This is a genomic window from Pseudomonas sp. GM49 (assembly GCF_000282355.1).
In the GTDB taxonomy this organism is placed as follows: domain Bacteria; phylum Pseudomonadota; class Gammaproteobacteria; order Pseudomonadales; family Pseudomonadaceae; genus Aquipseudomonas.
In genome coordinates, this window is record NZ_AKJL01000295.1 from 40,757 (window position 1) to 54,093 (window position 13,337).

The following is a 13,337-nucleotide window of genomic DNA, read 5'->3' on the forward strand; positions in this document are numbered from 1 at the left end:
AGAGGGAGTGTCAGTCAACCTCAAGTCGTCTGACACACCGCCTTCGCGGGCAAGCCCGCTCCCACAGGGATTGCGTTTCCTTCGCGTGCATTTGCCAGATTCAAGGATTGAAGTCGGCGGTTCCAAAGGGGCTTTGAGAGCCCGAAAAACCAGGCGAAAACGCCAGTTTTAACTTCACCCTTGTAGACCGTCTTGCCCACCCCCATATTGGGGCGACTGACGCGTGAAGGAATCCAACTTGAGCGAACTTCTCAACCGCCGCCTGGCCCTGCTCGGCGAGCGCGCTAACCTCTCTCTGCTCGAACAGTGCCTTCACGGCATCGAACGTGAATGCCTGCGCGTGAACGGCGAAGGTCGCCTGGCGCAAACGCCGCACCCGGAAGAATTGGGTTCCGCGCTGACCAACGAACAGATCACCACCGACTACTCCGAATCGCTGCTGGAGTTCATCACTCCGGCCCTGCCTGACCCGGCGGATACGTTGGCGAGCCTGGACAGGATTCACCGTTTTGCCTACAGCAAGCTTGGCAACGAGTATCTGTGGAGCCCATCGATGCCGTGCCCGTTGCCGGCCGAGGAAGACATCCCGATCGCCTATTACGGCACGTCCAATATCGGGCAGCTCAAGTACGTCTACCGCAAGGGCCTGGCCCTGCGCTACGGCAAGACCATGCAATGCATTGCCGGCATCCACTACAACTTTTCCCTGCCGGAAAAGCTCTGGCCGCTGCTCAGGCAGGCCGAAGGTTTTGTCGGCACCGACCGCGACTTTCAGTCGTCGTCCTACATCGCGCTGATCCGCAACTTCCGCCGCTACAGCTGGCTGCTGATGTACCTGTTCGGTGCTTCACCAGCACTGGACGCCGGGTTCCTGCGCGGTCGTTTGCACCAGTTGGAACAACTGGACCCGCAGACTTTGTACCTGCCGTACGCCACCAGCCTGCGCATGAGCGACCTGGGTTACCAGAGCAATGCCCAGGCCGGCCTGACGCCGTGCTACAACGATCTGAACAGCTACACCGACAGCCTGCGCAAAGCGGTGGCCACGCCGTATGCGCCGTACGTCGAAGTCGGCACCCACCAGGATGGCGAGTGGGTGCAGCTCAACACCAACATCCTGCAGATCGAAAACGAGTACTACTCCAACATCCGCCCGAAACGCGTGACCTACACCGGCGAGCGTCCTATCCAGGCGCTGATGGCCCGCGGCATCCAGTACGTCGAAGTGCGTTGCCTGGACATCAACCCGTTCCTGCCGATGGGCATCGACCTCACCGAGGCGCGTTTCCTCGATGCATTCCTGCTGTACTGCGCGCTCAACGACAGCCCTCTGCTGACCAACACCAGTTGCGGCAACGCGACCTCGAACTTCCTCAGCGTGGTCAAGGAAGGTCGTCGTCCGGGTCTGCAACTGCAACGCGACGGGCAGCCGGTTGATCTGAAGGAGTGGGCCGGCGAACTGCTGGAAAAAATCGCTCCGCTGGCAGCGATGCTCGACCAGAGCCATGGCGGCGATGCCCACAGCAAGGCACTGGATGCCCAGATGGCCAAGGTCCTGGACCCGTCTCTGACGCCGTCGGCCCAGGTATTGGCGGCGATGGCCGAGCACAAGGAGAGCTTTGCCCAGTTCTCCCTGCGCCAGAGCCAGGCCCATGCCGAATTCTTCCGCAGCGAGCCATTGGCGGCTGAAGAACAAAGCAGGTTTGAAGAACTGGCGCGTTCATCGCTGGCTCAACAGGCTGAGCTGGAGCAGAACGAAGTCGGTGATTTCGATGTGTTTGTCGGGGCGTACCAGGCGAGCATTCTGGCAATCAGCAACTGAAGGTCCTTCGGACCTTATCGCGAGCAAGCTCGCTCCCACCGGGTTCAATGGTGTTTGCACGATTGTGCTCACACCGAAGATCCACTGTGGGAGCGAGCTTGCTCGCGATGACCGCGTAGCGGTCGCTCCTCAAGTTTTCCTCTCATAAGCTCATTCGAAAAAGTTATTTATTTTCGAATTCTTAGATCATTTAGTCTCTTTCTCATGCCGACACTCGGTCGCCTGACAAGGAGCTTTCTGATGAAACTGACTTTCCCTCTACGCTTGCTGGCGGCCGCTTCCTTGGCTACCGCAAGTTTCTTTGCCCAGGCAGCCGGTGTCACCGTCGCCTACCAGACCACCGTTGACCCGGCGAAAGTCGCCCAGGCCGACGGCGCCTACGAAAAAGCCACCAAGGCCGATATCAGCTGGCGCAAATTCGACAACGGTGCCGATATCATCGCCGCCATTGCCTCCGGCGACGTGCAGATCGGCTACCTCGGCTCCAGCCCCCTGACCGCTGCAATCACTCGCAAAGTCCCGGTAGAAACTTTCCTTATCGCCACCCAGATCGGTGCCGCTGAAGCCTTGGTCGCCCGCGATGGTTCCGGGATCAAGACCCCGCAAGACCTGATCGGCAAGAAAATCGCCGTGCCGTTTGTATCCACCGGCCACTACAGCCTGCTCGCTGCACTGAAGCACTGGAACATCGACCCGTCGAAAGTCACCGTTCTCAACCTAGCGCCACCCGCGATCATTGCCGCCTGGAAACGCGGTGACATCGACGCCACTTACGTCTGGGACCCGGCCCTCGGTGTAGCCAAGGAAAACGGCAAAGTGTTGATCACCTCTGGCGAGCTGGCCAAGTTCGGCGCACCGACATTCGATGCCTGGATCGTGCGCAAGGATTTCGCCGAGAAGCACCCGGAGATCGTCACCGCATTCGCCAAAGTGACTCTCGATGCCTACGCCGATTACCGCAAAGACCCGCAAGCCTGGCTCGCCAATCAGGGCAACGTCGACAAGCTTGTAAAACTGTCTGGTGCCAAGGCCAGCGATATTCCATTGCTGCTGCAAGGCAACGTCTACCCGCTGGCGGCTGACCAGGTGATCACTCTCGGCGCGCCAACCACCAAAGCCATCACCGACACCGCGGCGTTCCTCAAGGAACAAGGCAAGGTCGAGGCTGTGCTGCCGGACTACGCGCCGTATGTCAGCGCCAAGTTCATCACCAACTGATCGGGAGTCAATGCGATGGCCTTGCTACAGCTGGAGCGTATCAGCGCACAGTACCCCGGCAACCCGGAACCGGTGTTGGCGGATATCTCTCTGAGCCTCGGCCCCCGGCAATTGCTGGTCGCCCTCGGCCCGTCCGGCAGTGGCAAGACTTCGCTGTTGAACCTGATTGCCGGTTTCGTCGAGCCCAGCACCGGGCGCATCACCCTCGATGGCGTGCCAGTCAAAGGCCCGAGCGCCGAGCGCGGCGTAGTGTTCCAGGACGACGCGCTGTTGCCATGGCAGGACGTGTTGGCCAACGTCGGTTTCGGTCTTGAGCTGGCCGGCGTCGCCCGGGACAAACGCGAAGCTCGCGCCAGGGAAATGCTCGCCCTGGTCGATCTTTCCGGTTTTGAACAGCGCCGCATCTGGCAGCTCTCGGGCGGCCAGAAGCAGCGTGTCGGTCTGGCCCGTGCCCTCGCCGCCGACCCGCGCGTGTTGCTGATGGACGAACCTTTCGGCGCCCTCGACGCCTTCACTCGCGAGCAGATGCAGGAACTGTTGCTGCAAGTCTGGCGACGCACCGCCAAACCGGTGTTCCTGATTACCCACGACATTGAAGAAGCAGTGTTCCTCGCCACCGACCTGATTCTGTTGGCGCCGAACCCGGGGCAAATCGTCGAGCGCCTGAGCCTCGATTTCGGTCAGCGTTACGCCGCTGGTGAGTCGGCTCGTTCGATCAAATCCGATCCGCGTTTTATCGAAACCCGCGAACACGTACTCGCCAAAGTGTTCTCCCAACGCAGCGCCGCCCAGCGGCAGGAGCGCGCATGAGCAGTTATGAAATCCCCGTCGCGGCGATAAAACCGGGCACTGCCGTGCCTGCGGTACGACGCAGCTTGAGCACTCGCTGGATCAGCGTGCTGACACTGGCCGCGCTCGTTGCCATTTGGTGGGTCATTACGGCGACCGGTTTGATCGAGCCGCTGTTCCTGCCGCCACCTTCCGCCGTGCTGCAAAAAGGCTGGCTGCTGGCAACCTCGGGTTATATGGATTCAACCCTGTGGCAGCACCTCGGTGCGAGTCTGGGCCGCATCGGCCTGGGCCTCGGTTTTGCGATTCTCACCGCCGTGCCGGTGGGGATAGCCATTGGCGCCAACCGTATCGCTCGTGGTGTACTCGATCCGCTGATCGAGTTCTACCGGCCAATTCCACCGCTGGCCTACCTGCCACTGATCGTGATCTGGTGCGGCATCGGCGAATTGTCGAAAGTGCTGCTGATCTACCTGGCGATCTTCGCCCCGATTGCCATTGCCACCGCCACCGGTGTGCGCACGGTCGATCCGGCCAAATTGCGTGCCGCGCAGTCCTTGGGTGCCACTCGCGCGCAGTTGATTCGCCACGTGATTTTGCCGAGTGCCTTGCCGGACATTCTGACCGGTGTACGCATTGGCCTCGGCGTGGGTTGGTCGACCCTGGTCGCCGCCGAATTGATCGCCGCCACCAGCGGTTTGGGCTTCATGGTGCAATCGGCCGCACAGTTCCTGGTCACTGATGTGGTGGTGCTGGGGATTCTGGTGATCGCGCTGATCGCCTTTGCGATGGAAATGGGCCTGCGTGCCCTGCAACGCAAACTGGTGCCGTGGCACGGCCAGGCCCACTGAATAATTGCCCTGTGAGTACCCCTGTGGGAGCGAGCTTGCTCGCGATGGCGGCTGCACGTTCAACACTTGTGTCGCCTGACAGTCCGCTATCGCGAGCAAGCTCGCTCCCACAAAAGCTCGACACCCCGGATCAATGAGAACCACCATGAGCCACCCAACCATTGTCCCCTTAAGCTCGGCCCTCGGCGCGCAAATCAGCGGCATCGACATCAGCCAGCCGCTGAGCGCAGAACAACGCGATGCCATTGAGCAGGCCCTGCTCAAGCATCAAGTCCTGTTCTTTCGCGACCAGCCGATCACACCGCAGCAACAAGCACGATTCGCCGCCTATTTCGGCGACCTGCACATTCATCCGATCTACCCCAATGTGCCGGAACAACCGCAAGTGCTGATCCTCGATACCGCCGTCACCGACGTGCGCGATAACGCGATCTGGCACACCGACGTGACCTTCCTGCCGACCCCGGCAATGGGCGCGGTGCTCAGTGCCAAGCTGCTGCCAGAGTTTGGCGGCGACACATTGTGGGCCAGCGGCATCGCGGCGTATGAAGCCTTGTCGGCACCGATGAAAACCTTGCTCGAAGGCCTGACCGCCACCCACGATTTCACCCGTTCGTTCCCGCTGGAGCGCTATGGCAACACGCCCGAGGCGCTGGCCCAGTGGGAAGAAGCACGGCGCAAGAATCCGCCACTGTCGCATCCGGTGATCCGCACGCATCCGGTGAGCGGACGGCGCTCGCTGTTCGTCAACGAAGGCTTCACCTCGAAGATCAACGAGTTGTCGGAAACCGAGAGCGAGGCGATTCTGAAGTTTCTGTTTGCCCACGCCACGCGGCCGGAATTCACCATTCGCTGGCGCTGGCAGCAGGACGACATTGCGTTCTGGGATAACCGCGTGACCCAGCATTACGCGGTAGACGATTACCGCCCGGCGCGGCGGGTGATGCAGCGGGCGACGGTGTTGGGGGATGTGCCGTTTTTTAAGTGAACCCCTGACATCTTCATTGCCTGTTCAGGCCTCATCGCGAGCAAGCTCGCTCCCACATTGGATTTGTGTCGACCACCAACCTGTGGGAGCGAGCTTGGTCGCGATGAGGCCGGGACAGGCACCAGAAGACCCGGCGCCTGACTCTTACTCAGCCATCGAAGGCTTCTCCCAAAGATTGATCCCGCCCTCCTGGGCAAATCGGTCAATCTCCGCCAGTTCTTCCATGCTGAAGCTCAAATTCTTCAATGCCCCGACGTTCTCGATGATCTGCTCCGGCCGGCTCGCACCGATCAGCGCCGAAGTTACCCGAGGGTCGCGCAGGGTCCACGCCAGCGCCAGTTGCGCCAGACTCTGACCGCGACGCCTGGCAATTTCGTTGAGCGCGCGAACCTGAGCGATGTTGGCGTCAGACAAGTGCGACGCCTGCAACGAGCCTCCACCCGGACGATTGACCCGCGCATCCGCCGGCACGCCGTTGAGGTATTTGTCGGTCAGCAAGCCCTGGGCCAGTGGCGTGAAGGCAATCACGCCAGTGCCGAGTTCGTCGGTGGTATCCAGCAGGTCTTTTTCAACCCAGCGATTGAGCAGGTTGTACGCCGGTTGATGGATCAGCAACGGGACTTTCCATTCTTTGAGCAACGCGGCCATTTCACGGGTTTTCACCCCGGAATAAGACGAGATGCCGATGTACAGCGCCTTACCCTGTTGCACTGCTGTCGCGAGTGCGCTGGCGGTTTCTTCCAGTGGGGTGTCCGGGTCGAAACGGTGGGAATAGAAGATGTCGACATAGTCCACGCCCAGACGTTGAAGGCTCTGGTCGAGGCTGGCCAGCACGTACTTGCGCGAACCGCCGCCCTGACCGTAAGGGCCGGGCCACATGTCCCAACCGGCCTTGCTGGAAATGATCAGTTCGTCACGGTACTGCTTGAAGTCTTCACGCAGCAAACGACCGAAGTTGATCTCGGCGCTCCCATACGGCGGGCCATAGTTGTTGGCCAGGTCGAAATGGTTGATGCCCAGGTCGAATGCCGTGCGCAACAACGCGCGCTGGGTATCGATCGGCGTGCTGTCGCCGAAGTTATGCCACAGGCCCAGCGACAGCGCCGGCAACACCAGACCGCTGCGGCCTACGCGGCGGTAAGGGATGGCGTCATAGCGGTTTTCGGCAGCGGTGTAAGTCATCGAATCCTCTCTTGTCGGTCTTGAATCTGGTATCGACTGCTTCGCCAGTCGCCCAGCATACGCCCGGATCAACGGCAAAAAACCTGAGACTCGATGAATTGCTGAAACGTTTCACAGAAAATTGATTTGCCCGGAGAATTGAACAAAACAGCGACAGGCTTGCGTGATCAGGGTCGACAGGAACAAAGTCGCCAAAGCAATGAAGAGGCAATACCTATCACCAGGACGGAACCAGTCATGCACACCACAATCATCATCACCTTCGGCCTGGCCTTGCTCGCCCTGATGCTGTTCATCGGCGAGAAACTCGGCTTCAACCGCCAGACACTCACCTACAGTTTCGTGATCCTGTGGCTGGCGCTGACAGTGATCAACGGCGCCGTCGGCGTGGTGACCGCCGGCCAGTCGTTGAGTACAGAACTGGGGATCGGCACGATGGTGTTCAGCATTCCGGTGGCGGCGCTGGTGTTGTTCATGGTGCTGAGCGCCGAGAGCTGAAAAGCCCCGGCGCCCTGCCTGCGATCAACGCACCAGGTGCAGGAACTGCATGTGCCGTTCGTACTGGTCGAGGATGTCGTTGATGATCTGCTCCTTGGTGTACCCCATCAGATCGTAGTCCTGACTGCCCTCGCTCAGATGTACTTCGGCCCGATAGTAACGGCGATTGTTGAGCTGCTTGGAACCCATGCCGCCGCGGGCAAAAGACGGCGTGAAATAGCCGCGCATCTGCACTTGATAAACAAACGGATGCTGATCGCCATGGCCGATCTCCAGGCTGACGCTGTCATTGGCCGGGTCCGGGTGGGTCGCTACGTGCAAACCCTTTTCGATGAACACGGCAGACACTTCTTCAATCGCCGGACGCACCGTCGTATCGAGGAAGCGATAGACCTCGTCCCGTGACGGAAAATGTACCGCCTGACTCAGGCGCTGACGCCAGCCGCCCTTGCCACGCAGGGAACCCGAGACCGGCGCCAGTGAATGCATCTGCGCAATCTTTTTCTGCGATTCCAGATAAAACGCCTTGTGCAGCCCCCACATCATCAACAGCAAGATCAACGAGAACGGCAGCGAGGTCAGGACCACCGCCGACTTCAACGCATCGATGCTGCCCGAGAACAGTAATGCACTGGTCACCAATGCGGTCATCGCACCCCAGAACACCCGCAGCCATTTCGGCCCGTCTTCATCGGGACTACCGCCCTTGGCGGACAGCGTCGACAGCACCACGGTGCCAGAGTCGGCGGAAGTGACGAAGAACACGAAACTGATGAACACCGTCACCGCGATGACGGTTTTGCTCCACGGGTAGGTTTCCAGCAGCAGATAGAGCGTCATCGACGGATTGTCGATGGCCGACATGCCGAGCGCACTCATGCCGTGGTTGAGCACTTGATCGATGGCGCTATTACCGAAAATCGACATCCACGCCAGGGTGAACCCGAGCGGAATCAGCAGCACGCCGAAGACGAATTCGCGGATGGTGCGGCCACGGGAAATCCGCGCAATGAACAAGCCCACGAACGGCGACCACGCGATCCACCAGGCCCAGTAGAACACTGTCCAGCCGCCCAGCCAGTCGCTGGGTTTGTCGTAGGCGTAGAGGTCGAAACTCTTCATCGGCAAGGCGCCGAGGTAATCGCCGAGGTTCTGGATCAGGGTATTGAGCAAATGCTGCGTGGGGCCGGCGAACAACACGAACAGCAACAGCGCACAGGCCAGCAGCATGTTGATGTCGGACATGACCCGCACGCCCTTGTCGACGCCGGATACGGCGACGATGATCGCCGCGCCCATCATCAGGGTGATCAGGCCGACCTGAATCCATTGGGTGTGGGCGATGCCGAACAGGTAGTCCAGGCCCGAGTTGAGGTGCAACACACCAAAGCCCATGTCGGCGCCAAGGCCAAACACCGTGGCGATGATGCCGAAGCCATCCACCGCATAGCCGATGGGGCCATTGATGCGCTTGCCGATCAGCGGATACAGCGCCGAGCGCAGGGCCAGCGGCAGGTTATGCCGGTAGGCGAAATAGGCCAGCGCCATGCCGACAAAGGCGAACACGCCCCAGCCATGCAGGCCCCAGTGCAGAAACAATATCTGCATCGCCTGACGCGCCGCATCCGCTGTGCCGGCCTCGCCCTGGGGCGGTTGCAACATGTGGGTCAGCGGCTCGGACACGCAGAAGAAAAACAGGGTGATGCTGATCCCCGCGGCGAACAGCATGCCGGCCCAGGACAGATAACTGAATTCGGGTTCGTCGTGGTCGGCACCGAGCTTGATCTTGCCGTAGCCGGACAAGGCGGTGACCACCACGAAGACCAGATACAGGGTCATCGCCAGCAGGTAATACCAGCCAACCGTGTTGGCCGCCCAGTTTTGCGCCGCCAGCAACCAGGCACCGGCCTGTTCGGGCATGGCGATGACAACGACACCAAACAACAGAATGAAACTCGCCGAGAACCAGAACACCGGCGGATTCATGCGGATCAGGCCGCTTGGAGGGATGGACGATGCACTCATGTTCGGTGCACCTCGAAGGGGTAAAACGTGGCTGTAGAAATCGGACTCAGCAAAGGCAAGCCTCCTGTTGTGAGCGGGCAGCGAACCGCCGGTTTAACTTGAATGAACGTTCAAGTTAAACATGGATAGGGGGCTAAGGACTAATCGCAGGGCTCGGCGGTACTGGTTGTACGCTAGCTCAAGGGAGGATCTGGTGCGGGATTGGCGACTCGATTCGGCTTGAAATCCAATCGCGAGCAAGCTCGCTCCCACAGGATTCAATGCCGGTCACAACCGTTGTGTTCAGCAGAGATCCACTGTGGGAGCGAGCTTGCTCCGGGCGGCGTTCCGACGATGAGGCCAGACCAGTCAAAGAAGATTCAGGAGCCTACTTCTGCGCCCCATCATCATGCTGCAGATTCGCCTGGGTCAGGTTGCTGCCCGCCGGCACGCTGCGGGTCAGCCAGACGTTGCCGCCAATGGTCGAGCCCTGGCCGATGGTGATCCGCCCGAGAATCGTCGCCCCGGCATAAATCACCACGTCATCCTCGACAATCGGATGCCGCGGCTGGCCTTTCTGCAACTGACCGTCTTCGTCTGCCGGGAAGCGCTTGGCGCCCAACGTCACGGCCTGATAAATCCGCACGCGCTCGCCGATGATCGCCGTCTCGCCAATCACCACGCCAGTGCCATGGTCGATGAAGAAACTGCGGCCGATCTGCGCGCCGGGGTGAATGTCGATACCCGTGGCCGAGTGGGCGATTTCCGCGCTGATACGCGCCAGCAACGGCAGCCCGGCACGGTACAAATGGTGAGCCAGACGATGATGAATCACCGCCAGAATCCCCGGGTAGCACAACAACACTTCATCGACACTGCGCGCGGCCGGGTCGCCGTGATAGGCCGCCAGCACGTCGGTGTCCAACAGGCTGCGCAACCCCGGCAGGGCGAGGGCGAAGTCCTGAATGATCTGGATGGTTTTGGCTTCGACTTCGGTATCGGCCTGGGCACTGTGGCGAGCGGCGTAGCGCAATTCGAGCCGCGCCTGGGCCAACAGCGCATTCAACGCCACATCCAGCGTGTGACCGACATAGAAGTCTTCGCTCTCTTCACGCAGGTCCACCGGCCCCAGGCGCATCGGGAACAGCGCACCGCACAGGGCTTCGAGAATCTCTGCCATGGCCGCACGGGAGGGCAGCTCGCGACCGCCCTGCTCGGTACTGGCCCGGCCATTTTGCGCTCGCCATTGCTCACGCGCGGTGCGCAGCTGGCTGACGATGGTCTGCAATTGCCAATGGCTGGAACGCTCACTCACGGTAAAAACTCCTCACGGGCGACCGGACTGTCTGGCCGCACTGACGGCAATTACTTTACGGCAAGGGTTGCAAGGCAAATTAAGAACCAATAGTGCTGTGCTCAGTACGATTGGCTATAAGCGATTGGCGGTTGCCCAGGCTTTTGGGCGTGCCTATAGTCCTGAGACCTTCAACGGCCAGTACGGACCCATGATCAAACAACAGCTCGCCCGCTTTAACCGCCTCGACCTGCTCGGTCAACCCACCGCCCTGGAAAAACTCGAACGCCTGTCGACCTGGCTGGGTCGCGACGTGTACGTCAAACGCGATGACCTGACGCCGCTGGCGATGGGCGGCAACAAGCTGCGCAAACTCGAATACCTGGCCGCCGATGCCTTGGCCCAGGGCGCCGACACTTTGATCACGGCGGGGGCGCTGCAATCGAACCACGTGCGCCAGACCGCCGCCATTGCCGCCAAGTTGGGCCTGGGCTGCGTAGCTCTTCTGGAAAACCCCCTCGGCACCGATGACAGCAATTACACCGGCAATGGCAACCGACTGCTGCTCGACCTGTTCGATGCCAAGGTCGAACTGGTGGAAAACCTCGACAACGCCGACGAACAACTGCAAGCCCTGGCCGTCCGACTGCGCAGCAACGGCAAGAAGCCGTATCTGGTGCCGATCGGTGGTTCCAATGCACTGGGCGCCCTGGGCTACGTGCGCGCCGGGCTGGAACTGGCCGAACAGATCAAGGACACCGGCCTGACCTTCTCCGCCGTGGTTCTGGCTTCGGGCAGCGCCGGTACTCACAGCGGTCTGGCACTGGCCTTGAGTGAAGCACTGCCGGATCTGCCAGTGATCGGCGTGACGGTTTCGCGCAGCGACGAAGACCAGCGGCCGAAGGTTCAAGGTTTGGCTGAACGCACTGCGGAGTTGTTGGGGGTGAGTCTGCCGGCGGCATTCAACGTCGAGCTATGGGACGAATATTTCGCCCCGCGTTATGGCGAGCCGAATGCCGGCACACTGGCGGCGGTGAAGCTGCTGGCGAGTCAGGAAGGCCTGCTGCTGGACCCGGTCTACACTGGCAAGGCCATGGCCGGGTTGCTCGACGGGATTGGTCGTCAGCGTTTCGACGACGGCCCGATTATCTTCCTGCACACCGGCGGGGCTCCGGCGCTGTTTGCCTACAAGGATTTTCTGTAGGAGCGAGCTTGCTCGCGATGGACGACAGGGCACCGCGGGGTGTCAGGTTGCCAGCGTTATCGTTGAGGACCATCGCGAGCAAGCTCGCTCCTACAGTAAAAACGCAAACTATTCCAAAATGGAATAACCAGAAGAAGAATTATTATTTTCCAATCTAAAAACGCCATCATATAGTCATGCTACAGGCGAATTTCCCGAGAGACGCATACGCTGCTTTAAGGCAGGATAGCGCTGTCGCTTAACTCCCGATTTCGCCAAATTTTCGCAAAAGCGTCTTCCATAAGAAAACACAGGGGCTTGTCATGAATTTTTCCGCACTACGTCGCAATCTGCTGGTGGGCTCGCTGGGCCTGGCTCTGAGCGCTGGCCTGATTGGCCAAGCCGTTGCCGGTGAGCAACTGCAAAAAATCAAAGACGCCGGCGTGATCAACGTTGGCCTGGAAGGCACTTACCCACCGTTCAGTTTCGTCGACGCCGACGGCAAACTGGCCGGCTTCGAAGTCGAGTTCTCCGAAGCCCTGGCCAAAGAGCTGGGTGTCAAAGTCAAACTGCAACCGACCAAATGGGACGGCATCCTCGCGGCGCTGGAATCCAAGCGTCTGGACGCGGTGATCAACCAGGTGACCATCTCCGAAGAGCGCAAGAAGAAGTATGACTTCTCCGAGCCTTACACCGTTTCCGGTATTCAGGCGCTGGTGCTGACGAAAAAGGCCGCCGATCTGCACATCAAGTCCGCCGCTGACCTGTCTGGCAAGAAAGTCGGCGTAGGCCTGGGCACCAACTACGAAGAGTGGGTGAAAGCCAACGTGCCGACCGCTGACATCCGCACCTACGAAGATGATCCGACCAAGTTCCAGGACCTGCGTGTCGGCCGTATCGACGCCATTCTGATCGACCGCCTGGCCGCACTGGAATACGCCAAGAAGGCTAAGGACACCACCGCCGCCGGTGACGCGTTCTCCCGTCAGGAAGCCGGCATTGCCCTGCGCAAAGGCGAGCCTGAACTGCTGGCCGCGGTGAACAAGGCAATCGACAAGCTGCGCGCCGATGGCACCCTGAAAAAGCTCTCGGAAAAATACTTCAACGCTGACGTCACTCAATAATGGAAGAAGCTTTCCAACTCGCACTGGACTCCGTGCCCTTCCTGCTCAAGGGCGCGTACTACACGGTGATCCTCAGCCTGGGCGGGATGTTCTTCGGCCTGGTGATGGGATTCGGCCTGGCGCTGATGCGTCTGTCGCGCTTCAAACTGGTGAGCTGGATCGCCCGCATCTACGTGTCGTTCTTTCGCGGCACGCCGTTGCTGGTGCAACTGTTCGTGATCTATTACGGCTTGCCGCAATTGGGTCTGGAGCTTGATCCACTGCCGGCAGCCCTGATCGGCTTCTCGCTGAACATGGCCGCCTACGCCTGCGAAATCCTGCGTGCCGCGATCAGCTCCATCGAGCGCGGCCAGTGGGAAGCGGCTGCCAGTATCGGCATGACCC

12 protein-coding genes are annotated in these 13,337 nt (G+C 60.3%); 9 read left to right on the forward strand and 3 right to left on the reverse strand.

Annotated features, from left to right (window positions below):
- Positions 1–238: 238 nt before the first annotated feature.
- The 5 genes from gshA to tauD all read left to right on the forward strand — a co-directional run bounded on the left by gshA (position 239) and on the right by tauD (position 5,668).
- Positions 239–1,822 (forward strand): glutamate--cysteine ligase, encoded by a 1,584-nt coding sequence (gene gshA / locus PMI29_RS03470; RefSeq protein WP_008003237.1) that lies wholly within the window; start codon positions 239–241, stop codon positions 1,820–1,822.
- 240 nt (positions 1,823–2,062) lie between these two features.
- Entirely contained in the window at positions 2,063–3,040 is a 978-nt protein-coding gene (gene tauA, locus PMI29_RS03465) for a taurine ABC transporter substrate-binding protein (protein WP_008003239.1), read from the forward strand.
- A 15-nt stretch (positions 3,041–3,055) separates the two neighbouring features.
- Positions 3,056–3,850 (forward strand): taurine ABC transporter ATP-binding subunit, encoded by a 795-nt coding sequence (tauB, locus tag PMI29_RS03460; protein WP_008003241.1) that lies wholly within the window; start codon positions 3,056–3,058, stop codon positions 3,848–3,850.
- A complete protein-coding gene (tauC, locus tag PMI29_RS03455; RefSeq protein WP_008003243.1) occupies positions 3,847–4,680 on the forward strand; it encodes a taurine ABC transporter permease TauC in 834 nt (277 codons plus the stop codon). Before tauB ends, tauC begins: the two co-directional genes overlap by 4 nt.
- A 145-nt stretch (positions 4,681–4,825) precedes the next feature.
- Positions 4,826–5,668 (forward strand): taurine dioxygenase, encoded by an 843-nt coding sequence (tauD, locus tag PMI29_RS03450; protein WP_008003245.1) that lies wholly within the window; start codon positions 4,826–4,828, stop codon positions 5,666–5,668.
- Positions 5,669–5,812: 144 nt separating this feature from the next.
- Here the strand turns inward: tauD and mgrA are convergent, their stop codons facing one another.
- Positions 5,813–6,850: an L-glyceraldehyde 3-phosphate reductase gene (gene mgrA / locus PMI29_RS03445; RefSeq protein WP_008003247.1), complete on the reverse strand. Its 1,038-nt coding sequence runs from the start codon at positions 6,848–6,850 to the stop codon at positions 5,813–5,815.
- Between the two features lie 237 nt (positions 6,851–7,087).
- On the opposite strand from mgrA, the gene PMI29_RS03440 reads away from it, so the two are divergent.
- Positions 7,088–7,348 carry a hypothetical protein gene (locus PMI29_RS03440; protein WP_008003249.1) on the forward strand — a complete coding sequence of 87 codons (261 nt, stop codon included), beginning with the start codon at positions 7,088–7,090 and terminating at the stop codon, positions 7,346–7,348.
- Positions 7,349–7,372: 24 nt separating this feature from the next.
- Here the strand turns inward: PMI29_RS03440 and betT are convergent, their stop codons facing one another.
- Together betT and epsC are read right to left on the reverse strand one after the other, a co-directional pair.
- Positions 7,373–9,334 (reverse strand): choline transporter BetT, encoded by a 1,962-nt coding sequence (gene betT / locus PMI29_RS03435; RefSeq protein ID WP_162130689.1) that lies wholly within the window; start codon positions 9,332–9,334, stop codon positions 7,373–7,375.
- Between the two features lie 406 nt (positions 9,335–9,740).
- Entirely contained in the window at positions 9,741–10,667 is a 927-nt protein-coding gene (gene epsC / locus PMI29_RS03430; RefSeq protein WP_007983137.1) for a serine O-acetyltransferase EpsC, read from the reverse strand.
- A 190-nt stretch (positions 10,668–10,857) separates the two neighbouring features.
- Here epsC and PMI29_RS03425 point away from each other — a divergent pair, with 190 nt between their 5' ends.
- From PMI29_RS03425 to PMI29_RS03415, 3 genes are all read left to right on the forward strand, one after another.
- Positions 10,858–11,850 (forward strand): D-cysteine desulfhydrase, encoded by a 993-nt coding sequence (locus PMI29_RS03425; protein WP_008003253.1) that lies wholly within the window; start codon positions 10,858–10,860, stop codon positions 11,848–11,850.
- 302 nt (positions 11,851–12,152) lie between these two features.
- A complete protein-coding gene (gene tcyJ / locus PMI29_RS03420; protein ID WP_008003254.1) occupies positions 12,153–12,953 on the forward strand; it encodes a cystine ABC transporter substrate-binding protein in 801 nt (266 codons plus the stop codon).
- The coding region (locus PMI29_RS03415; protein ID WP_008003255.1) for an ABC transporter permease subunit at positions 12,953–13,337 on the forward strand (385 nt) is incomplete at its 3' end. The genes tcyJ and PMI29_RS03415, both read left to right, overlap by 1 nt.

What these genes read in the sequence shown, in the direction of transcription:
- tauA (WP_008003239.1), top strand. Translation starts at nt 2,063, where the DNA reads ATGAAACTGACTTTCCCTCTACGCTTGCTGGCGGCCGCTTCCTTGGCT.
- tauB (WP_008003241.1), top strand. Translation starts at nt 3,056, where the DNA reads ATGGCCTTGCTACAGCTGGAGCGTATCAGCGCACAGTACCCCGGCAAC.
- tauC (WP_008003243.1), top strand. Translation starts at nt 3,847, where the DNA reads ATGAGCAGTTATGAAATCCCCGTCGCGGCGATAAAACCGGGCACTGCC.
- tauD (WP_008003245.1), top strand. Translation starts at nt 4,826, where the DNA reads ATGAGCCACCCAACCATTGTCCCCTTAAGCTCGGCCCTCGGCGCGCAA.
- mgrA (WP_008003247.1), bottom strand. Translation starts at nt 6,850, where the DNA reads ATGACTTACACCGCTGCCGAAAACCGCTATGACGCCATCCCTTACCGC.
- PMI29_RS03440 (WP_008003249.1), top strand. Translation starts at nt 7,088, where the DNA reads ATGCACACCACAATCATCATCACCTTCGGCCTGGCCTTGCTCGCCCTG.
- betT (WP_162130689.1), bottom strand. Translation starts at nt 9,334, where the DNA reads ATGAATCCGCCGGTGTTCTGGTTCTCGGCGAGTTTCATTCTGTTGTTT.
- PMI29_RS03425 (WP_008003253.1), top strand. Translation starts at nt 10,858, where the DNA reads ATGATCAAACAACAGCTCGCCCGCTTTAACCGCCTCGACCTGCTCGGT.
- tcyJ (WP_008003254.1), top strand. Translation starts at nt 12,153, where the DNA reads ATGAATTTTTCCGCACTACGTCGCAATCTGCTGGTGGGCTCGCTGGGC.